Source organism: Candidatus Methylomirabilota bacterium (assembly GCA_003104975.1).
In the GTDB taxonomy this organism is placed as follows: Bacteria; Methylomirabilota; Methylomirabilia; order Methylomirabilales; family Methylomirabilaceae; genus Methylomirabilis.
Map to the genome: position 1 here is coordinate 1 of PQAM01000003.1, position 21,252 is coordinate 21,252.

At 56.9% G+C, this 21,252-nt stretch carries 23 protein-coding genes and 1 tRNA gene; 1 reads left to right on the top strand and 23 read right to left on the bottom strand.

Features of this window, described 5'->3' with window-relative positions; genetic code table 11:
- Positions 1–586: 586 nt before the first annotated feature.
- The 23 genes from asnB to C3F12_01025 form a co-directional block, all read right to left on the bottom strand.
- Positions 587–2,533 (bottom strand): asparagine synthase (glutamine-hydrolyzing), encoded by a 1,947-nt coding sequence (asnB, locus tag C3F12_00915; GenBank protein ID PWB48676.1) that lies wholly within the window; start codon positions 2,531–2,533, stop codon positions 587–589.
- 17 nt (positions 2,534–2,550) lie between these two features.
- Positions 2,551–3,789, bottom strand: a complete 1,239-nt coding sequence (locus C3F12_00920) for a hypothetical protein (GenBank protein ID PWB48677.1) — start codon at positions 3,787–3,789, stop codon at positions 2,551–2,553.
- A gap of 6 nt (positions 3,790–3,795) precedes the next feature.
- Positions 3,796–4,947, bottom strand: a complete 1,152-nt coding sequence (locus C3F12_00925; GenBank protein ID PWB48678.1) for a hypothetical protein — start codon at positions 4,945–4,947, stop codon at positions 3,796–3,798.
- Positions 4,948–5,104: 157 nt separating this feature from the next.
- Positions 5,105–6,349 carry a hypothetical protein gene (locus C3F12_00930; protein PWB48679.1) on the bottom strand — a complete coding sequence of 415 codons (1,245 nt, stop codon included), beginning with the start codon at positions 6,347–6,349 and terminating at the stop codon, positions 5,105–5,107.
- 4 nt (positions 6,350–6,353) lie between these two features.
- On the bottom strand, positions 6,354–7,625 hold the full coding sequence (locus C3F12_00935; protein ID PWB48680.1) for a hypothetical protein: 1,272 nt from the start codon (positions 7,623–7,625) through the stop codon (positions 6,354–6,356).
- A 46-nt stretch (positions 7,626–7,671) separates the two neighbouring features.
- The gene (locus C3F12_00940) at positions 7,672–8,907 is read right to left on the bottom strand and encodes a family 2 glycosyl transferase (protein PWB48681.1); all 1,236 of its coding nucleotides are present in this window, start codon (positions 8,905–8,907) and stop codon (positions 7,672–7,674) included.
- Between the two features lie 132 nt (positions 8,908–9,039).
- The gene (locus tag C3F12_00945; protein PWB48682.1) at positions 9,040–9,264 is read right to left on the bottom strand and encodes a hypothetical protein; all 225 of its coding nucleotides are present in this window, start codon (positions 9,262–9,264) and stop codon (positions 9,040–9,042) included.
- On the bottom strand, positions 9,257–9,472 hold the full coding sequence (locus C3F12_00950) for a hypothetical protein (protein ID PWB48683.1): 216 nt from the start codon (positions 9,470–9,472) through the stop codon (positions 9,257–9,259). The genes C3F12_00945 and C3F12_00950 overlap by 8 nt, the downstream gene beginning before the upstream one ends.
- An 897-nt stretch (positions 9,473–10,369) precedes the next feature.
- Positions 10,370–10,588, bottom strand: a complete 219-nt coding sequence (locus tag C3F12_00955) for a hypothetical protein (protein PWB48684.1) — start codon at positions 10,586–10,588, stop codon at positions 10,370–10,372.
- Positions 10,585–10,836 (bottom strand): hypothetical protein, encoded by a 252-nt coding sequence (locus C3F12_00960; GenBank protein ID PWB48685.1) that lies wholly within the window; start codon positions 10,834–10,836, stop codon positions 10,585–10,587. The genes C3F12_00955 and C3F12_00960 overlap by 4 nt, the downstream gene beginning before the upstream one ends.
- A gap of 88 nt (positions 10,837–10,924) precedes the next feature.
- Entirely contained in the window at positions 10,925–11,122 is a 198-nt protein-coding gene (locus tag C3F12_00965; protein ID PWB48686.1) for a hypothetical protein, read from the bottom strand.
- 65 nt (positions 11,123–11,187) lie between these two features.
- The gene (locus C3F12_00970; GenBank protein PWB48687.1) at positions 11,188–11,373 is read right to left on the bottom strand and encodes an addiction module toxin, HicA family; all 186 of its coding nucleotides are present in this window, start codon (positions 11,371–11,373) and stop codon (positions 11,188–11,190) included.
- Complete coding sequence (locus tag C3F12_00975) at positions 11,370–11,561, bottom strand: HicB family protein (GenBank protein PWB48688.1); 192 nt, start codon at positions 11,559–11,561, stop codon at positions 11,370–11,372. Before C3F12_00975 ends, C3F12_00970 begins: the two co-directional genes overlap by 4 nt.
- Positions 11,562–11,787: 226 nt before the next feature.
- Positions 11,788–12,027, bottom strand: a complete 240-nt coding sequence (locus C3F12_00980) for a YgiT-type zinc finger domain-containing protein (protein ID PWB48689.1) — start codon at positions 12,025–12,027, stop codon at positions 11,788–11,790.
- A 9-nt stretch (positions 12,028–12,036) separates the two neighbouring features.
- Complete coding sequence (locus tag C3F12_00985; GenBank protein ID PWB48690.1) at positions 12,037–12,330, bottom strand: hypothetical protein; 294 nt, start codon at positions 12,328–12,330, stop codon at positions 12,037–12,039.
- Positions 12,327–13,886: a hypothetical protein gene (locus C3F12_00990; protein ID PWB48691.1), complete on the bottom strand. Its 1,560-nt coding sequence runs from the start codon at positions 13,884–13,886 to the stop codon at positions 12,327–12,329. Before C3F12_00990 ends, C3F12_00985 begins: the two co-directional genes overlap by 4 nt.
- A 62-nt stretch (positions 13,887–13,948) precedes the next feature.
- Positions 13,949–14,854: a hypothetical protein gene (locus C3F12_00995; GenBank protein PWB48692.1), complete on the bottom strand. Its 906-nt coding sequence runs from the start codon at positions 14,852–14,854 to the stop codon at positions 13,949–13,951.
- Complete coding sequence (locus C3F12_01000; protein ID PWB48693.1) at positions 14,851–15,354, bottom strand: four helix bundle protein; 504 nt, start codon at positions 15,352–15,354, stop codon at positions 14,851–14,853. Before C3F12_01000 ends, C3F12_00995 begins: the two co-directional genes overlap by 4 nt.
- A gap of 51 nt (positions 15,355–15,405) precedes the next feature.
- On the bottom strand, positions 15,406–16,407 hold the full coding sequence (locus tag C3F12_01005; GenBank protein PWB48694.1) for an ATPase: 1,002 nt from the start codon (positions 16,405–16,407) through the stop codon (positions 15,406–15,408).
- A 126-nt stretch (positions 16,408–16,533) separates the two neighbouring features.
- The gene (locus tag C3F12_01010) at positions 16,534–18,114 is read right to left on the bottom strand and encodes a hypothetical protein (protein ID PWB48695.1); all 1,581 of its coding nucleotides are present in this window, start codon (positions 18,112–18,114) and stop codon (positions 16,534–16,536) included.
- 33 nt (positions 18,115–18,147) lie between these two features.
- Positions 18,148–18,654 carry a hypothetical protein gene (locus C3F12_01015; GenBank protein PWB48696.1) on the bottom strand — a complete coding sequence of 169 codons (507 nt, stop codon included), beginning with the start codon at positions 18,652–18,654 and terminating at the stop codon, positions 18,148–18,150.
- Positions 18,655–18,844: 190 nt separating this feature from the next.
- Complete coding sequence (locus C3F12_01020; GenBank protein PWB48697.1) at positions 18,845–19,489, bottom strand: DNA-binding response regulator; 645 nt, start codon at positions 19,487–19,489, stop codon at positions 18,845–18,847.
- Between the two features lie 388 nt (positions 19,490–19,877).
- Positions 19,878–19,953, bottom strand: a tRNA-Val gene (locus C3F12_01025).
- A gap of 537 nt (positions 19,954–20,490) precedes the next feature.
- Here C3F12_01025 and C3F12_01030 point away from each other — a divergent pair.
- Positions 20,491–21,249, top strand: coding sequence for a beta-ketoacyl-ACP reductase (locus tag C3F12_01030; protein PWB48698.1), 759 nt, complete (start codon positions 20,491–20,493; stop codon positions 21,247–21,249).
- Positions 21,250–21,252 lie beyond the last annotated feature (3 nt).

Below are 21,252 nucleotides of genomic sequence, written 5' to 3' on the forward strand. Positions count from 1 at the left end.
TCAAGTCGGAAGAAGCCTGTGCCACCCTTGGGTGAAGGCTTTACCTTCAGCCCACCGAATTTATCCAACAGAATCGTACTAGCGCTAGCAGCTTTCGTCTCCGAATGTGCGTCCCTGCTACTACAAACGGCATACGCTACAAGTACCGCCAGCAATAGGCCCAGGCCGTACTGAGACTGAAGAACTACCGCCCTCAACCTATGACGTAAACACCGCCAAAGGAGCAGAAGGTCTTGACGCCTCGATATCAACCTTCTCCTACCTGGGGTAGTAGCACTCTGTCGACAAAACGCGATCCTCATGGCAAGTCCCACTCCATGAGCTTACAAGAGTCCGTACATGTTTGAAGGATGCCTTCAAAACCTTCTACTTTGAGTCCGCTGACGCTGAATAGCTTGCTGCCGCATGACGCACGTTTTTGATCGGCCAAATAGGAGCATCTCCCCGCAGTGCCGGTGGAAAGCTCGCAATGATTCGAACACGAGTTTGTCGGAGCTCGAAAAACCGGGATCAAAGATTCGAAACCCCATCCCGGGCAAGAGCAACGTCGCTTGTATACCTGAATCTCCTCGAGGTTTCACCTTTTTCAACCGACTTGCTCTAAATGACAAAGCGCAGTAGGAACCTTTATGCGTCGGGTCACAAAAACGTCGTACCAGAGTTGGAAGCACATAAGTGCCCACAAGATACGGGTCTCCTTTGGACCCTGCAGGCCGTGGTCGAAGTAGTCGCGCAGGTGCTCTTGAATGGTCCCGGGGTTCAAGAAGCCATGATCGCGCCCCTTCTCCGGACCAAGGATGTCATAGATAAAGGGTCGTAGCGGGCCGATGAACCACTCGCGGTAGGGCACTGCAAACGCGTGCTTGCGACGCTGGCAGATGGTCTCCGGCAACAGGGGCTGGGCCAACCGGCGCAAGATGTACTTGAATACTCCGTTTCGTATCTTCAGCCTGGCCGGCATACGGAAAGCCCCCTCGACGAGCTTCTGGTCGAGGTACGGTGCCCGGGCCTCAAGAGAATGGGCCATGGTCATTTTATCTACCTTCATGAGTAGTTCATCTGGCAACCAGGTTTTGGTATCGACGTACAGCGCCTGATCGAGAGCTGGTCGGTCAAAAACGTGGGAGAAGTAGCCAAGACGCGGATCGTCTCCAGTTTCCTGATAACTTTCCAGCAGGCGTTTAAGCTCTCTCGAGTACAGTTTGTTACGCTGGTGGCTGTTCATTAAGTGACCGTACTGGGTGTAGCTTTGAGCAGGCGGATAGAGGAGGCCCAACAACACTTTGCGGCCTCGCTCCATCCACATACCCCCACGGCCGCCATCGGGAAGTAGAGGGAACAGATGCCGTCCCAAGCGGAGAATCGGCAAGGGTAACTGAGTCTGTAGCTCGTTCAACCGGTGGACGTAAAAATACTGCCCGTAGCCAGCAAACAGCTCGTCCGCACCCTCGCCCGTCAACACGACTTTCACGTGCTGGCGAGCCACCTCTGATACGAGCCATGTGGGTACCGAGGCCTCGTCGGCGATGGGTTCGTCGAGATGCCAGATCACCTTCGTGAGCAGGTCTGGCGACGATCCCTTCACGATGACCTCATGGTGGTCGGTGCTCAGGTAGCGGGCTACTTCCCGCGCGTGTTGCCGCTCATCATAGTCACCGTCCTCGTCGAACGCCACCGAGAAGGTCTTGAGCGGGCCGGTCGCGTGTCGGCGCATGAGCGCCACAACCACGCTCGAATCGAGCCCGCCGCTCAGAAACGCGCCGACGGGAACATCACTTACCAAGCGCAGGCGGATGGCTTCTTGCAGACTATCGTCCAACCACTCGAGCCAGTCCTCCTCCCGATCGTTGCAAGGCATCTCCGAAGCCGCCGTTGGCAGGTCCCAGTACCGTCGGATGCTCGCACGTCCCTGTGTGAATGTCATCTGATGTCCCGGCAGGAGTTTACTAATCCCCCGAAACATAGTCCGCGGACCAGAGACATAGCCCAGAGTAAAGTACTGATCGAGGCTAACGGGATCGATCTCGCGGGAGACCTCATGGCAGGAGAGCAAGGCTTTGATTTCTGAGGCAAACAGGAGGGTGTCTCCCAGTTGCGCGTAATAGAGCGGCTTCTCGCCCAATCGGTCCCGGCCGAGAATCAACTCCCGCGTGGACTCGTTCCACAGGGCAAATGCGTACATGCCGCGCAGGGACGCGCACAGCTCCTGGCCGAATTCCTCGTAGCTGTGGACGAGCAGTTCGGTGTCGCTGCGGGTGTAGAAGCAGTGCCCGCGCGATTCCAGATCCTTCCGCAGGAGCTGGAAATTGTAGATCTCTCCATTATATACGGTCCAAATAGTTCGATCCTCGTTGTGGATGGGCTGGTCGCCACCGGCCAGGTCGATGATGCTCAGGCGCCGCATCCCCAGCACCACCCCTGGCTGCACATAGAAGCCTTGGCTGTCCGGCCCCCGGTGGACGATGGTGGGGCACATCGCTTCCACTACTCCGCGGTTGGCTCGCCGGCCAACCATTCCAACAATCCCACACATGATCCGAGTCTATCCCTTCACGCGGCCAGAAGTGTGTATAGCCTGGAATACAGTTTCTCGGTTTCGGCTACCAGCCGATCGAACGAGTACTCTCGCATGACATAATCCCGCGCCCGCTCACCCATGCGCGCACGCAATGCTGGGTCAGCAAGCAGCGCGCACATTGCTTTCGCCAGCTCAGCGCTATCGGCAGGCGGCACCAACCAGCCTGTCTCGCCATGCAGGACGACCTCGGGGGTCCCATCTACCGCAGTAGCTACGATAGGCTTGCCGAGGACACCGGCTTCGATGGCCACCAACGGCAAGCCTTCGTAGAGGGAAGGCAGGACCACAAGGTCGGAAAGACGCAAAATGTTGTATACATCGTTTCGGTAGCCCGTTAGCACCACATGGTCCTTCACTTTTCGGCGTTCGACCTCCGCGGCGAGTTCATGACGGAGGGATCCCTCACCGACGATTAATACGCGGAGCTTAGGAAAACGCCGGAGGACATCAGGCAAAGCTTCTAACAGGTACCGGTGTCCTTTCTGATTCTCCAAGCGGCCGGGGACGCTGACCACCAACTCATCGCGAGGTACCTGGAATTCCCTCCGGAGCACCTCGACATCCCCGTCTGAGGGAGCCACGACGCGTGAAAGTTCGCGGCCGTTTCGAATCAGCACCACTTTCTCCGGCGGGAACAATTTGTCCTCTAACAGGTAGCATCGTAAGGAGTTCGAGATGGCAATATTCGCATCGACGCAACGATTCACCCAACGATCGATCCCGTAACCCTTCCAGATTCCCCGCCGCCACCCCTCTCGGATGCGGCAGGTCTCAACCACGACCGGTACACCGCATAGCTTTGCCACTGGGGCTACACACAGACTGGTCACGAACAAGTGGGTATGGACGATGTCGGGTCTAACCGCCCGCAGGGTGCGAGCCAGTCTTGCGAGGGCGACAAAGTTATAGGGCCGACTTAAAGGCGGCATGGCATGGATCGCAAGGTCGAGTCCCTCCAAGTCTCGCCCATACGCCTGCAGCAGCACGGGCGGGCAGGCGAACGCAACAGAAAACTGGTTTCGGTCGAGGTTGCAGAGGAGCGACAGGACACCCTCTTCAATCCCCCCGCGCACCTCAGTGGTCAGAATGTGCAAGACTCGAATTTTCCGCATCTCAGCCGCCGCCGCCTCTGCCCGGGTACTGAGCCCGGTAAGGATTCGCTCTGTGTAGCCATGCCTCGGCTCGACCATCGTTCTGGGCGTGCTTCTCATCACCGCTCACTTGATAGCGGATTCCATGAGCTTGTGCACATCGGTAATCGTCGTAACAAGCATAGGCGGCTTTACTGTTGCCAGCAGTGCGCCGGACGAATATGGGACCGACGGGTGAAAACCGTGCATTCCTGCCAGCGTCCCCCTGCCCAAAAAGCTGGGGACGATCAGGCAGCCCGCGTTCATCAAGAACACAACATCGCCCCGGTGTGAATGTGGTCCATCCAATCCTAACTCCTTCAACTCAGCCTCGCTCAGAATACGGCCGCAGGACAGGGAGGCCAGGTAAGCCACAATGCCCTCCCGGGCCTGGTCACTGAAAAACCAGAATCGCGCCATGGTAGAATCGTAAAAAGGCAAGTATTCCTGGGGAACGTGAAAGCCCAAGCGCTTTATCGCCGACCAAAGATCGTGGGTGCTTTTGGTCGGTACCATCCCGTGGTCGGAGAATACGTACATCTGCACATCGTCCCGCACCGCCTGCGCTCTTCTGTACAATTCGCGAAGCCATCGGTCGTATAGGGCCACTTTCTCGTCCACCCTGTCAGGTTCGTGACAGTGCCGATGGAGGAACATGTCTATTTCATTAAGATAGAGAAAATAGAACGCGCAGTCATCCTGGCCAATATCGCGCATCACCTGTTGAATGATCCTGTAATCCTTGCTGTATCGATGATATGTATACGAACGGAATGGGATCTTATATTCTTCGAGCGTATCAAAGATGGATTTCCCCTGGTTGATGCCTCCTGGGCGGAAGATGTCCCTCTTCTCGCAGTAGCTGAAGTACGGCAGAAGCTCCACCGGAACCGCGTAGAGGTAAAAATATCCCTCATATCCGGTCAGGTGGTGAGCCGCCCAATTAATGATTTTACGAGAGATTCGGTTATTCAGCAGCGCTGAGGGCAAAAGTGAGAGGGGGCGAGCCCATCGAAACGGCGAACTTACCGAATCGTGGTAAAAGAGGTTCCAATGCCCGTTGCTGGCCGGCAGCGCACCTGTCAGGATAGCGGGAATGGCGCCGGAACTGTAGCCGAGAATGGTGGTCAGCTCACCCCGATATTTGGCGATGTCGTTCAAGAAAGGCCGAGTGCGGATATATTCCCAGCCTAAGGCATCGACTAAGACGAAAATCGAAACGACTCGTGAATTTCGCACTGTTCAATGTCCCTAATGGACTGCGCTCTGCTCGCTTGTCTTGCAACTAATCACGGAGGAAGATGCGTCGGGCCACCAGCAATTACGCACAAACGCCGCCTCCGCAATCGGTGGCATAGATATCACCATATGTCTCCCTGGTTAGAGCAACACCCCTCTAAGATTGCTGAACACCAGTTGCTCGTGACAACACATTTACGCTTTCGAAGAGGGCGGGGCGACCACGTTTTGCCCACCCGGATTCGGAACTTGCCGGAAACCGCTCCATCACCATCGAAAGAGCGACTACTAGCCAAAGGTACCGCTGGTATTCTCCTGAGATGAAGAGGGCCGCCACTAGAAAAGCCACCAGACTGCCTTCAAGGCTGAAGCAAACGCTTTTCAAGTGAGGTTGAAGAGAAGGCTCGCTCCGTCGTTGGATTTTGCGTAACGTTCGCCAACTTTCGCGCAACAGCGCGAAAAAAACCGCCAGCGCTGGTAGGCCGAGTTCGGCCGCGACCTCAAGGTACGTATTGTGCGCTACCAGAGCAAAATCTCTTTCCAAGAAGCCCTTCGATTCAAACTTGAAATTTCCCAGTCCTACTCCAATTAGGGGATGCTGTTTGACCATTTCGATACCAGCAACGAGGAGTTCTTTCCGAAAATCCACAGACTCAGTATCACTGCGATCTGGAAAAAGTAATCTGGCAATAGGGGACAATGGGACAACCATCATCAAGAGACTCAGGAGTAACGCCAGTGGGATGATCCGCTTGTGCCATCGGCCGGAGCAGAACGCAAATACCATGAAAGCACCCATAGCCAGCAACCCGCCTCGCGAGCCTGTTAGGACAAGCGCAATTACGGTAACTACTGAGCACCCGAGGATCACGAAGCGATGCAGGTTACGTATTTCTAGGTCGAGCAAGGCCAAACCGAAAGGGAGACAGACTACTGCCCCCGTGGCGTAGTAATTTGGATCCCCCACAACCCATCCCGGCCGCATATCGGGAAAGATGCCATGGTAGAGTTGGAACTCCCGAATGACGTACAGCCCCCCAAACGCGACCCCCACCAGACTTGCTCGTAACGTATTCTGAAGCTTAGAGAAAGAGTCGACTAATAAGAGAGTCGAGATCACGAGGCTCAGCATCGATACATAGCTCTGAAAAGGAGCTACACTGGATGAGGTTCCAAGAAAAAGATACGAAACCGTTGCCATCAAGAATAGCCACATGAAAAGTGTGGTGGTACGATTCCAAAGAAATGCTGAGTAGCTGTGTCGGACGGCATAACATAGTGCGTATATTAGAACAATGACGCCCAGAACTTTAAAAACCGTTACAGTTCCGACTAATTGCATATTCCAAAGCCAGTGATTCTGCAACGCAAACAACGCTATCATGAGATAATATAGCCACATGTCCTTACACCCAGCTTGTCTTTAGAAAACGGTCCCACCCAGAAACGACTGCCCGACTCGCTTCGAGCCAGGTGGTCACCTCGTTAGCTCTCATTCGTCCAAATGGGAAATATCGCATAGCACGTTGGGCAGCTTCGTCCGGCATACTTGATCGAATATCCAGCCAGCCGCCCCAGTTGAAGTACAGCGTCGCGGCGACACCATATGTCAGAAAGCGGGGACTCCCGTAGTTTACCAATCGTGCTACGCTGAACCAGAAATCCGAATTTCGCCACCCAGCCTCAAGAAGACCCAGACGTAGCCAACCGCGCAGTCGCCATCGCCAGTCTTGGGCGCGAGCTAATCGTAGGGCAATATTAAGTGGGTCTACGGACTCGTCTAGTTTGCACTTCAACAGGCGCTCCGCTCCCCACACCCAGACAGATCGAACTAACTCCATCACTCGCAGGCATTCCTCTTCCACAATCCGATGTTGATCGACTTCGGGACATGCGCCTCTAAATATCTCCCCATAGGGAGAAGATTTGTTCGGATCAAGCTTAAAATACGTACAAGCTTCTACCCGCGTTGTGAGCTCCGACAGCCATGGAAACTCGCGGTGGTCAGAATGTTTTTCCAACTGCTTGAGCGCTTCCGCTCGTTGTTGATAGGTAGGCTGGTACGCTCCGAGGAAGTGAAGGACCATCGTTGCTAGCTCCAACTGAATCTTGAGGCAACTATACAAGAGTTTCGATACGCCTCCCGCTCCTTCGCTCCTCAGCGCATCCGCATAGACCAACTGTTCGATCATGCGATTCGCAACGCTACGCCATGCATCCCATTTCGGAATATCCTTTGGGCCGAAAGGTGGGATGAGAGCAAGGATATCGTAGTCTCCCCATAACACCTTACCGGTTGTCCGCAACTCAAACCCCATTATATGAGGGGGCATACACCGGAGAATCCTACAAGAAGGAACCCCGAAACTGACTGGGCAGTGGATCTCCCTTGTGGCGAGCTGCTGCTGAATCTCTTCGGCCAGCAGATGGGCAATGTTGAGAAACGGTTTTGTATCTGAGGGGGTTTTGAACACTGCGTACAATTCGGCGTCCCCAATTACGGTGGCGGACCCATTTTGTACCAAAACTGTTTCCTCGCGTCTTGCGAAGCTCCCGCTCATAACAATAGCGATTGGTCGAACGCGAGAGCGAGCCAAGATCATATCTACTGCGGTCTTCTCGATTGTTTCCCTGACAAAACTCAGATCGCAATTTAGCAGTGATTCTGTTTGCATCATCGATAACATTTGATTTCAAGATGGCACGTCTCTTAGCGAACCGTTCTTACGATGGCTGTCTTCGCCACATCTCGTGACTGGGCCTTAGCGCATATTGAACAGCCGCCACCACCGACGCCGCATTGAGTAGGACAAAGGTTGATGCCGCCCTGAACAAAAGTCCACCACGCGAAGCGAGACACAGGCCAATAGACCCGATCCCGTACATCACAAGTTGTAACACCAAGACCGACGAAAATATTGGACCGGCAAGGGTGACATTTGAAAGCAGTAACAACATCAGACAGTAAGGCATGAGTACCCTCGGCAACAGCATGTGTGACCAGTACCGCCAAATAGGCTCTCGTCTGAGTGGATTGAGCAGTGCGAGTTCAACGTGAAGGATCTGAATGTTGCCTGCAAGGGTCCGAACCTTTCGACGGAACTCGTGGCTATTCGACGGAGAAAGGCTATCGAAGGCGCAGGCCCCTGCCTCGAATACCACCCGGTAGCCGTTCAGGAGGATGCGCATAGGGGTCAACAGATCGTCAACGAGTGCCCCTTCCGGCAGCGGTCGGAAACAGCTATATCGGATGGCATAGATGGCGCCGGTACACACGACTGTGGACCCCGATAAGCTCTCGGCCTTGCGCAAGAACTTTTCATACTGCCAATAGAATCCCAGACCCTTTCCGATCTGGGCGTGATCCGTAGCCTCAAAGAGCAGTTCACCGCTCACGGCTCCAACCTCCGGATCGGCGAAATTCGCGACCAGGGCGCGCACGGCATCAGGTGCGAAGCGCTGACGGGCGTCGGCAAAGAGGATGACCTCGCCGGTTGCCGCCGCTACCCCCATGTTGAGGGCGTAGGCCTTACCGTGGTGGGTAGGGACGGTCAGCAACCTCACCCGACTCGGGACCTCTTGTGACCGTTGGTTAGAAGGTTCCCCCCACCCTTTTCCAGGCTCAATAGGACGTGAGGCGTAAGGGGGGGGTGACTTCCCCTTCCATATGCAGTATTCCTCCACGAGGCCCGCCGTGTTGTCTGTGGAGCCGTCCGAGACGATGATGATGTCGAGTCGATCTGAAGGGTAGTCTTGCGCCAGAAGATTTTCCAGCTTGGCCCCGATGGTCCGCTCCTCATTGCGCGCCGCGATGATACAGGTTACGGTTGGAAAGATCTCCCGTTTGCGAACAGGCTTGGGCGCAATCCGCCCGAGGAGCCAGATCAGGGCCGGATAGCCGATGGTTCCGTAGGCGACCAAGCTAGCTGAGAGCCAGAACAGCCATTCTATGAGAGACATGCTAAACTCTTACCCCTCACCTCCGTCCTCTCCCGCAAGGGGAGAGGAGATGTGCTTTGGTGCTCACCTTCATCCTCTCCACACCCAGAGGGTACCCGGGGGAAGGGGAGAGTATTGGATAAGCATCGAAAGTCATGATTCAAATTCACTCCGAGGTAGACCCGACTGTCGTATAATCGATTGGAGTGTTCCAATTCTAATCTCATCATGGTCCGGAACGGGGACCGTTACTGTGCCTTGAGGAAGGGTCTTTTGCATGACAATGTGGCTACCTCGCCGGCGACGTACCTCCGCAAAGCCGTGTTTCGTGAGAATATCGCACACCTCTTTGCCGGACAGTACACGAAGCCTACCCAACAGTTACCTCAACCTGGGTTACAAAAACCTCGCCGTGAAGACGCTGTTTGATCTCTTCTGGCGATGCAGCTTCAAAAAAGAGTTCCAGGGCCTCACGAAGATTGTCCCGCGCCTGTTCAACCGTATCGCCTTGGCTCGCGATGTCCAGCTCAGGACACAAGGATACGTACCCCTCGCCTTCACGCTCAATGACCGCCGTCAGTTTCATTACTGATCTCCTTCAACCCTATGTCGTCAGGCATCCTTGCATGCCCCATACTCCTTCAGTCGAGAACCGATCTATCTGGTCACACCTTGAGACTGTCACAGCGTCCCTGCCGGCCCGGCAGATAGGCGGGGTGAACCCCGCCCCTACATCCCCCAACGGCCCCCTCACCCGCACCCTCTCCCCCACAGTGGGGGCGAGGGGGAATGAGCCCCCCCATCCTGACCTTCCCCCGTCGAAGCCGTAAGGCGGGAGGGGATACGCCGCAATTCTACCCCTCACCTCCGTCCTCTCCCGCAAGGGGAGAGGAGGCGTATTTTTGGCGCTCGCCTCGATCCTCTCCACACCCAGAGGGTACACGGGGAGAGGAGGCATATATTGAGGTATTCCATCATATCGTCACGTGAGGCGTTAGGGAAATCATTTCGCTCTTACCCTCCCCCGGCTCTGGTTAGCCGACCTTTTTCGTCGTCGTACACCTGTGGTTTGTAGTGTTGACCGACCGGCATGGCGGAAGAACGCGATGATCTCTTCCGGAGTCTTATTGGCCAGTTTATCCGCCTGCTGGTCGCGAATTTTCCGAACCATCTCCACTGCGTGAACCGTAATCGTTTTCATATGTTATCACCTCTCGGGGCGAGTAAATCGTCCTGCGCGGATATCGTCAATCAACCATGTTGACCATTCCGCGAATTCATCGTCGAAGCAGCCGCCCAGAACCGACGTATCAAGATACACCTGCAAACGTTTCAATCGTTGTCCTCAGAACGCTACGGTTGCGTCCCCTCCCAACGCCCCTCCTACACCTTCCCCCCATCCTGACCTTCCCCCACCCAGGGGGGAAGGGACACGAGAGGGGTGACCGTTCCCCGCCACCAGGGGGGAAGGGCAATACGATTGTTAGCCCCCGGTCACTGGCTCCTCGATCGGGAACTTGCTCACGACAAACTCTTTCATCTCTACTTTCTTGCTGGCATTATCGATGTCGATACCTACGATATTGCCATTAATATCGTAGTCGAGAACAATTCCTTCCGAGATCTCTTTACTGTCGGCGCTGACTTTGCCGGACAGATCGATATACAGAGAATCGGTGTCTGGGTAGTATTTTAACCTCATGGCTTATACCCTCGATCCGGAAATGCGTTGTGTATGGTTATTTTATCAGAAAGCGTGACCACTCTCAGCACCTTGCCGTTCAGTTCATCGACCGCGCCCCAAAATCGATACCGATTGTGTTCCTGCGGTTCACTTCGTCGCGGATTTTCAACAATACGAATACACCACGCCTTTTTGATGTATGGCCTTTTGCGTAGCACCTCATTTTCGAAATACTTCGTGAACTTATACTTTTTCTTCGATTGCATCGAGCTAATGGCCAGGTCCCCTCATGTTGTCATCGCCTTCGTACGCCAACGCCGAGAGGCGGGAGGCGATGCGCCTCGATCTTACCCCTCACCTCCGTCCTCTCCCGCAAGGGGAGAGGAGGTCTATATTGAGGTGTTCCATCATATCGTCACGTGAGGCGTGAGGCGTTAGGAGACCGATCATAAGCCTGATCCCCCCCATCCTGACCTTCCCCCCGCCGAAGCCGTGAGGCGTGAGGCGGGAGGCGTAAGGCGTAAGAGGGAGCCCCGTATGCCTCTCGATCACAGCACCCTCCGTGAGGCGGGAGGGGTGAGGGGGAGCCCCTTAGGCCAGACGCCCATACGCGCCAGTTACGGCGTTTCTAATCCGAGATACTTCCGAATGTGTCGTGCAAGGACGTTGTCAATTTCTGTGTGTCGTGGTACTGCCTGCTTTTGACCAGTTTTGGGATTCATATACACATCGTGACGGGAACCAGGCCGAAGCATGATGCACCCCTCCCTCAGAAGTTGACGGACGAATTCCTTCCGCTTCATACGGTGATGGCTTTTTCATGATGCTCAGCAGGCACGTCTTCCATGACCATCATGTCGTACGCGTCCTTGAGGTTTTCCTCGAGCTCCTTCAGGGTTCTGCCCTGCGTCATGATCTCGGGGTGCTCCTTGAGTTTACCAAGCCAGAACTTCTCACCTTTCCAGTAGATCATCGTCATATGGAGACCCATTGTTTCCTCCATACTCTATGGGTGAACCGGGGATACGATCTCTACCCGCTTGTACTCATAAGAGGTCAACGCGACAGACGGGCGGGGTGAACCCCGCCCCTACGCCCCCCTCCCCCCCATCCTGACCTTCCCCCACCATGGGAGAAGGGACGCGAGAGGGACCGTGGCCCCAGGCAAAGCCGGAAGGCGGGAGGCGGGAGGGGTGAGGGGGAACCCCAAGTGTCGGCTATAGCGAGTACACGGGAACCAACACTTCGCGCGCTGCTTGACGGCGTCCACGCAGGCTTTCTCCGACCGTTTTCGGTACGTTCGCGGCATAGTAGCGTGTGCCACATTGGGTACACACGCCAGCGGGTACATTCTCGATCAGCACATACTGTCCGCGTACCTTACGATGCAGCGTGACCCGTTTCTCGACAATCTGGCTACCACAGTATTCGCAGCCTTCGCCTTCCCAGAACTCCATCAACGTTTTTCAACCCAAGGCCAGAGAGGCGGTACGGAGGTTCACAAGGGCAAATTCATCCGTCTGCAGGGTCTGCTCGGTCGCGCCAAACAGCTCGGTTTCCTTCCGGGTCAAGTCCTCACCATGCAGTTTATCAGCCATCAGGAACGCCAAGTCGACATCGCTGATCGGTGTCGCTTCATCCCGGGCAAAGGAGCCGTACAGCCAGAGCGCAACCAGACCCTCTATCGGGGCCACCCGCCAGGGCAGCGCTTTTACCCGATCGACGACATCCGTCGGTAATAACCGAAGCTTCGTCGTCATAGGCGAACAACCTTGCCTGTGCCGATGGACCGTCGTCCCCCCTCACCCATACTCTCTCTCGCAACATGAGGGCGGGGGATAATCACCCCCCCATCCTGACCTTCCCCCGCCAGGGGGGAAAGGAAAGCAGAAGGTAAACTGTCCCGCGACTGGGGGGAGGGAAACAATTGGGTACGATACGCGTGGGGGGCGGCAGCCCCTCGGCCGAAGAGGACGATCTTGACGGTGTCGATCAGGATGCGGAGGTCGAGGCTCAGCGACAGGTGCTTGATGTAGTACAGATCGTACCGTGTCTTCTCGGTCACATCCTCCTGGTTCACCGAATAGCCGTACTTGATCTGCGCCCATCCGGTGATCCCAGGCCGAACGACATGACGAAGTGCGTAAAATGGAATCTTCTCGGTCATGGATTTGACGTTGCCGGCTATCTCGGGGCGTGGACCGATGAAGTCCATATCGCCCTTGAGGATATTGAAGAATTGAGGCAGCTCATCAAGTCGGAGCATTCTCAGCCATCTGCCCACCCGCGTCACCCGTGAGTCGTCATTCCGCTCCCAGACCGACTCGGCCTGAGCGGATTCTTTAACACGCATCGTCCGGAATTTCAGCAGGGAAAACACGCGTCCTCTCAGCCCGACACGTTTCTGAATAAATAGGGCAGGGCGGCCGGAGTCGAGGAGAATGAGTACGGCGATGATGCCCATGAAGGGCAGGCTCAGGACCAACCCGATAGCCGCCCCCATGATGCTGACAAGACGTCGAGTGGCCGTTCGCCACACCGGGCGTTCGAAGTCCCGCGAAAAGATGAGATAGCTTGGCACCAGATTTTCGATGGCCAGTTTGCCCGTAAGGTATTCATAGCTGGTGATCCCGTCCACGACGACGGTGCCGCGTACGCGCATCTCCAGGAGATCCCTGACGGGGAGCCGTCCGCGACGCTCGGCCAGGGCGACCACGATCCGGTCGGGGCGCAGTTCCTCCACCAGGGGTGTAAGCCGCTCAAGGGATCCGAGGATCGGCGGCCGAGCGGACACCGCCGGTGTCAACGGGATCGAGTCGCCATCGTCGACGAACCCCAGCACCGTATAACCGAGATGCGGGGATGCCTCCATCTCCGCCGCGATCTTCCACGCCAGGGGCGATGTCCCAAGGATCAATACCCGTTCGGAGATCGCCCGGCTCCTCATCAGCGCATAGAATCCCGCCCTCACCGGGATGACCAGACCCCCCAGAATCAGCAGGCTTGAAAAGAACGGCCCGCTGGCGAGCCGGAGATCGGGAAAGATGGCATAGCAGAGGGCCAGGAGGATGAACGAGACCCCGATGGCCTGGATCAGACGGGCGGCAAACTCCCCGAGCCGCCGTACCTTCCGGATATCGAACAGATCGTTGTAATAGAAAGCGGTAACGCACGAAAGGGCCAGGATCGATGCCTGCCCCAGATAGGCGGCCGCATCGATCCAGTCCAGAATCAGCGGCCGATTCCACAGCAGGACGGTGCCGCTGATCCCAAGGACCAGCAGACTGACCTCGATGAACGCTAAGCGAAGAGCCATGGGAAGACAGTTACCAGTTACCAGTGTTAAGTGTTGAGTGTTGAGTTGTCGAGTGTTAAGTGTTAAGTTGAGGTGCGGGAGAAGGGACGGCGCAGCAGTTGCCGTAACCCACCGGCCATGCGGTCCGCTTCGTTATCCCGCCCATTCTGTTGGTGATCGTCGTATTTGTCGTATTTGTGATAATAGCCCGCCAGCGGTCGGTCATCGTTGTTGAAGACGATGCCCAATACCTTGGCCGGATCGAGCAGATTCAATGCCTCTTCCACCAGCTTGCGCGGGGTCTGGTGCGCCGCCACCACCAGGATCAGGGTATCGACCATCTTCATGATCAGGCGACAGTCCGACAGCGGAATCAGCGGCGGGGTATCCAGCACCACGTAGTCGTACTGTTTGCGTATCTCATCCAAGAGCGCATCGAAGCGCGGCGAATTCAGCAGTTCGTAGCTCGTAAGTTGCGGATGGCCCGCCGGCAGCACGGTCAGATTGAACTGCGGGCAGCTCATCAGATGGACCTCAAGCGGCAGGTCCGGTTTCAGAATCGCATCGACCAGCCCGCTGCCGTGCCGATGGCCGAGCCCCAGATATCGGGCGAGCGACGGGCGGCGCAGGTCGGTCTCGACCAACAGGACCCGCGTCTTCGGTCCCTGTGCCAGCGACCCGGCCAGGTTGATGGCGGTGATGGTTTTGCCGTCGCCCACGGACGGACTGGACACCCCTACCACCGAGATGCCCTTGGTCAGGCGCATCTGTTCAATCAGGTGTCGCAGGGCGCGGTACTGTTCGGCCTCAAAGGAGGTCGGCTGCAGCAGGCTGACGAGGTGTTGGTCCACCTCGGGAGGGGTGAGGCGGGAGGCGGAAGGGGGAGATGCGGGCTCGGCCGCGATCTGTTCGCGATCGTCCGATTCCGCCTGCCTGCGCAGGGCCCGATCCCGTTCCGCCTGCTTGAGCGCCTTGAAGAATTTACTCACGTGGTCCCCTTTAATCGTAAGGCGTGAGGCGTGAGGGGTGAGGCGTCATCTGAGGGCGTAAGGCGTAAGGCGTGAGGCGGGAGGGGTGAGGCGTCATCTGAGGGCGTAAGGCGTGAGGGGTGAGGCGGGAGGGGAGACAAGCGATTCGATTTTTGATGACGGATCAGACCGCTGATCATCTTGTCAACCCGATCCATTTGAGCATCCAGAATGCCCCACATGTCTCCCTGGAGATACCCGAGCCGCTTGGCTAAATCAAGCTGGGTATCTAATTCGCTCAGCGACCCTCGTGCGATGTGCAAATAATTCACGAACTCCTTCTTTGTTTGTCTTGCCGCACCTTCGGCGATGTTGCTTGGTATACTGACGGCCGCCCTTCTGATCTGCTGAGTTAAACTATATCCTTCCCTTGCAGGCAAGGATTCCGTCACCCGATACACCTCACTCACCAGATCCATCGCCACCTTCCACACATCAAGCCTCTTGTGCGGTTTCTCCATTTTCTCCCGCCTTCCGCCTTACCCCTCACGCCTAACGCCTTACGCCTTCCGTTACTGAGCCGGCCAATGCGCCAGCTTGGCGAAGATCTCCGGGTACAGGAGCATGGCGCCCACACCGATAAAGGCTACCGCTAGCATTATCGCCAGGATCATCTCCAGCCTTGAGCCCCTTCGACGTGCAGGCTCGGTCGATTCGCCGGTCGGTGACGACGGAGCCGAACTCACGGCCGTCGCCGGCGATCGAGACGTCCCCTGCTCCAGGTAGTCGATCGCCTGTGCGACGATCTCCCCGTCGATCTGCCGCTTCTGATCCGCAAAGCCGAACAGCAGACAGTGATCGCAGACCATATTCACCACCCTGGGGATACCGGCGGCATATTCCGCGATCCGGCCGATGGCCGCCTCGGTAAAGATCGCGCCGCCCGTGGCCCCGGCGATGCGCAACCGGCTGACGATGTAGTCTTGGCTGTCCGCCGGGCTCAACGGGTGGATGCTGCACCGCAGGCCGATCCGTTGTCGAAGCTGACGCAACTCATCAAGCGCCAGCCGTGCGTCAAGCTCGGGTTGGCCGACCAGCAGGATCTGCAGCAGCTTCGTCGTCGGGGTCTCAAAGTTCGAGAGCAAGCGAACCTGCTCCAGCGTCCCGGGTTCCAGGTGCTGCGCCTCGTCGAGGATCAGGACACTGTTCCGACCGACCCGGTGCTGCTCGATCAGAAACTCGTTCAATGCAAACAGCCGCTGCACCGACGACGTCGTCTGGGTTTTGACGCCGAAATCCTCGATGATGTATTCCAACAGTTCGTCAAACTGGAGTTTCGAGTGGACGACAAACGCCACCTCTGTCGTCTCCTCCAGTTCCTTGATCAGACTTCGCAGCAGCGTCGTCTTACCCGTTCCCACCTCGCCGGTCAGGACGATGAACCCCTTCTCCTCCCGAACCCCGTAGAGGAGTTGGGCGAGCGCCTCGCCATGCACCGGGGTCAAGTACAGGAACCGCGGGTCCGGCGTCAGGTTGAACGGTTTTTCTTTGAGTCCGTAGAAGTCTAAGTACATAGTACCAGATAGGAAAAGATAGTGTTAAGTGTTGAGATATAGTGTTAAGTTACCTGTAAATATAGGAACAGATAGTGTTAAGTGTTGAGCGCTAAGAACTTAACACTAAACACTTAACACTGCTTTTCACGCGCCGCCTTTCACCAGCATCCAGGCCAACTGCTCGTTTCCCTTGGCTACGAGATAGGACAGCGCGACAATGCCGATGATTCCCGCCGCCACCGACAGCGCCACTACCTTGGTTCGCCACTGTCTCTGAGCCAGATCGGCCGCCGTGATCAACGGCGGAATACTCACCAGGACCGGGACGGTGGTAAAGCCGCGCAGATCGTCCACCGTGTGAAACGAGGTATCCAACTGCTCGACCGCCATCACGACACCGACCGCCAGGCCCACGGAGAGTACCAGCCCCATCAGGATCAGGCGCAGGCGGTCCGGTGCGACCGGCCGTTCTGAGGGTGTGGCGGGATCGAGCACGCGGAACAACTCTCCCTTCTGGCGCTGCTCCATACTTTCGGCCAGTTTCGCCTCTTCGTATCGCTTGAGCAGCGACTCATAGGTCTCTTTTGTGGTCTGGTAGTCCCGGGCCATCGCCTGGAATTCCTGTTCCCGTCGCGGGGTATTTTCGACGCGCGACTGATAGGCCCCCAGGTCTTTCCGTAACCGCCCTGCTTCCGCCTTGAGGGCGGCGATCTCGCCATCGACCTCCCGCAGCGCCTGCTTCAGCCGCTGGGCGGCCGGGTTCATGAAGGTGGCGGTGTCGCCCTCCTCCTGTTCGCCCTTCTTTGCGGTCTCGGCCTGCTGCCGCTCCAACTCCTCAAGCTCGGCCTTCAGGCGGATGACCGTCGGATGGGCCTCGGTATACCTGGCCCGCGCCATCATCAACTCGTGGCGAGCCCTGCTCAGCGGATCGGCGGCGACACCGGGCGTATCGGACGGGACGCCCGCTTCACGTTCCGCCAATTGCGTCAGGATGTCCTGGCGACGCTGCTGGGCAAGGGGAAGGTTGTCGCTGTTGACCCGAAGCTGCATATTCAGCCTGGCGAGGGTCGAGAGGTTGGCGTCCAACTGTTGGGGCAACTCCCCCATGTTCTGTCGCTTGAAGGCGCTGACGAGCCGTTCCTGCCCATCCAACCGTGTTTTCGTCTCGTCGAGCTGTACCTTGAGGAACTCGGCGGTCCCGGCAGCCTGCCGTTCCCGGACCTTCAGGTTCTCCTCGATGTAGTAGGAGGCCAGCGTATTCGTCACCTGCGCCACGGTCGTCGGATCGCTCCCGCGAAAGCTGAGACTGAAGGCGATGGTGGCGCGATCCTTCTCCATCGGCTTGACGCCTTTCAGCTCCAGTTGGATGTCGCGCCGCATCCGCTCGATCACCTCTTCGAGGGAGATCCGTTTGCGAAGGTCTTTGTAGAGGCCGAACTGGGTGATGAGCGCATCCAGACGGGACCGACTGAGGATCTCCTGCGTGATGGCCTGCAGCCGCGTATCGACGGCGCTGGTGACGGTGGATCGAACGAACGCCTCAGGCAGTTGCTGCCCTTCGATCAGGACCGTAGCCGTCGAGCGATAGATATTCGGGAGAAAGAGAATGCCGCTGACGACCGCCACGAGAGGAATGATGAGGACGGCAATCGCCAGCCACTTACGCCGGCTCCATATCGCCAGTACGGATTCGAATCCCGGACTTTTTCGGACCTCGCTGTCCATGTGCGTGCGTCCCCCCCCAAGGACCCTACACGCTCAACACGATGAGGCGACTATCCATTCGGGTTCTTCCGGCGGGATCGGCCACTCGGTCATGGCGATCAGCTCGTCGATGATCATGGCGATCAGTCGCCGTCTGACCCATACCTCTCCCTGCTGAACGGCTCGAATCGCTTTGTCCATTGGGATATCATCGCTCTTGACGATGTATCCTCTGGCCCCAAGTTCAATCGCCTCCCGGATCGTCGCTTCCTCCGCACGACTCGAGTGGATGATCACCTTTGTGTCGGGACTCCACCATCGCACCGCCGGCAAGAGCTCCAACCCTCCGATCCCAAGCAGGTCGATATCGAGAATCAGGATATCCGGGTTCAGCCGTCCCACCGCCGCAATGACCTCTTTGCCATCGCACGCCCGACCGGCGATCTCGATATCCGGCGAGCACTTCAATTGCTCACACAGCTCCTCGTATGAGGGTCGCTCATCCGCAGTGACGACGATCCGTGTCGATGCTATCATGACATCTCCCTCCGAAGCCTCCATGGCTCATCAACACCCCATACGCCGACAGCGCGCCTACCGGAAATCGCCTCTCGCCACACCTCTACACTATAACAAATAACAACAGATACCCCCACCGACAATCGGCCATTCGGCGTATTTTCCACTGAAAAGATACCGGCATGGAGTAGTAGGGGTCTGTTGGGAATGGGGACGGGACCGGATAACGTGGCTACTCCACGATACGGTTAAGAACCAATTGCAACCGACGACTGATCTTTAACTTCCCGAAAATATTGCTTAGATGCGTCTTGACCGTCTTGTCGCTGATTCCAAGCCCGGAGGCGATCTCTTTATTGGTCCGGCCCTGGATCACCCACTTGACGACCTCCTGTTCGCGATCGGTCAGCGTATTTTGCATCTCTTGAAAGGACGCGTTTGCGCCATATACCTTTCGGCGCAGGTTCTCCAATACCCGAGTCAGAACCTTGCGCTCGGCCCAGATCTCTCCGTTATGGGTGGTCCGGATGGCCCTGATGAGATCCTTGTGACTGAGGCTTTTTGCAACACATCCCTTTGCGCCCAATTGCAACACATTGATCATGTGGTCATCGTCGGAGGATTCGCACAGGATCAGGATACGTGTCCGAGGAGATTTCTTGCGGATCAGCGGAAGCGACTCGATTCCTCCAAGTCCCGACATCTGGGCATCCAGCAGCAGGATATTCGGCTGAAGGGCCTCGACCATTCCAACGACCTGGAAGCCGTCGCCTGCCTCCCCGACGACCCGGATGTCGTCGGTCTGCGCCAGGAGCATTCCGAGTCCTTCTCGGAAGAGCGCATGATCATCAGCGATCAGCACCGTAATCTTCGGCATCAGCCCCTCCTGTCTCTTCGGCAACAATCCGACAGCTCAGCCGCCTCTTATCGGCCGGACATCAGCCGCAATAATACCCTATGCTACTATAATAGGTAGGGCGTGCGTCACGTACAATGGTTCGAATCAACGATATCCCTTTTATATGAGCCGGTCTTTAATTATCTTAAGTATTTTCAGCCAGTGTTGGTTAACTGTCAAGAAAAATGACAGTCAAATATCATCAAGATATCTCAGATTACACGCTACTGTAAATACGCATTTTGGCGCATATGGCCTGTGTGGAGAGGGGTGGCGAGTGTTAAGGGGTGAGTGGAGAGTGGTCAGTGTTAAGTGCAGAGCGGAACCCGGAATTGCACGCGACGGTAGGCGTGACGTGCCGATTGGGTGGTGGGCGGTATTGGGATCGAACCAATGACCTCCGCCGTGTGAAGACGGCGCTCTCCCGACTGAGCTAACCGCCCAACCATTTGCAGAATGTATTCTACATCCCACCCACAGGAAGTCAAGTAATTCCGACGGCGCGCCTATGTCGCTGCCTACGCCTACTGGTGTCGTGTGCTTGATATTTGTCGTATATTTCCGGACGTCATTCCGCCCCCGATCAGGTCGGGGGCCGTATCGCGGGCGCGAGCCAGAATCCAGGAAACAGCACGAGTTCTGGATGCCCGCGTTCGCGGGCATGACGGCTTTAGAAATGATGTCGAGGAGAGCGACAGAACGCTAACGCGGATTCGCCTTGAAGTTTCAGCGGTACGGGCATAAGATACGGTTGTTATTAGCGAGTTAGTGATTAGCGGATAGGAAAATGCCCCATGCGCCGCTGGTGCGCCCATGGGCATGAACGTCAGAGGCCAGATCGCCTCCGCTCCGTCGTCATTGCGAGCGACCAACGGGAGCGCGGCAATCTCACCGTCGTTGCCCCGAACGACTGTGAGATTGCTTCGGTCGCTACGCTCCCTCGCAATGACCCACACGGGGGACTTTCGGAACAATGAGGGATCGAGCAGGTGGACACACGACGGGTCGCGGTGATTACCGGCGGGACGAAGGGAATCGGCAAGGCGATTGCGCATCGCCTCGCCCAGGATGGGTGCGATGTCGTCCTCAACTATCACGGCGACGACGGCGCGGCCCAATCCGCCCTCCGGGAGTTCAACGACCTGCCGGTGAAGGCGATGGCCGTGATGGCCGATGTCTCCAATTCCGGCGGCGCGTCGCTTCTCATCGACACCGCGACAAAAGAACTTGGCGCTCTCGATATCCTGGTCAATAACGTCGGTCCGTTTCTGGTTCGCGCGTTGTCCGATACCACCGATGACGAGTGGAGACAGACCCTTGACAGCAACCTGAGCAGCACCTTTTACTGCTGCCGGGCGGCGCTGCGGGTGATGCGGGAGCGACGGGGCGGCAGCATCATCAACATCGGGGCGCTTAACGTCGAGCATTCACCCATCGGGGTCTTTGAGGCCCCCGCTTACTACATCGCCAAGTCTGCCGTAATCATGCTGACCCGGTCGCTCGCGCGATCCGAAGCGCCGTGGGGCATTCGTGTAAACGCCGTCAACCCCGGCTTCATTGAGACCGAGAGCTACGATCATTATCGCGCCGGAAAGAAAGCAGCCTGGGCACAGATGATCCCTCTTGGTCGATTGGGCGCACCCGACGAGGTCGCCGAGGCAGTGGGTTTCCTCGTCTCTGAAAAGGCGCGCTACGTGACGGGAACCATCCTTCACGTCCACGGCGGCCTCTGGGTCTAACGG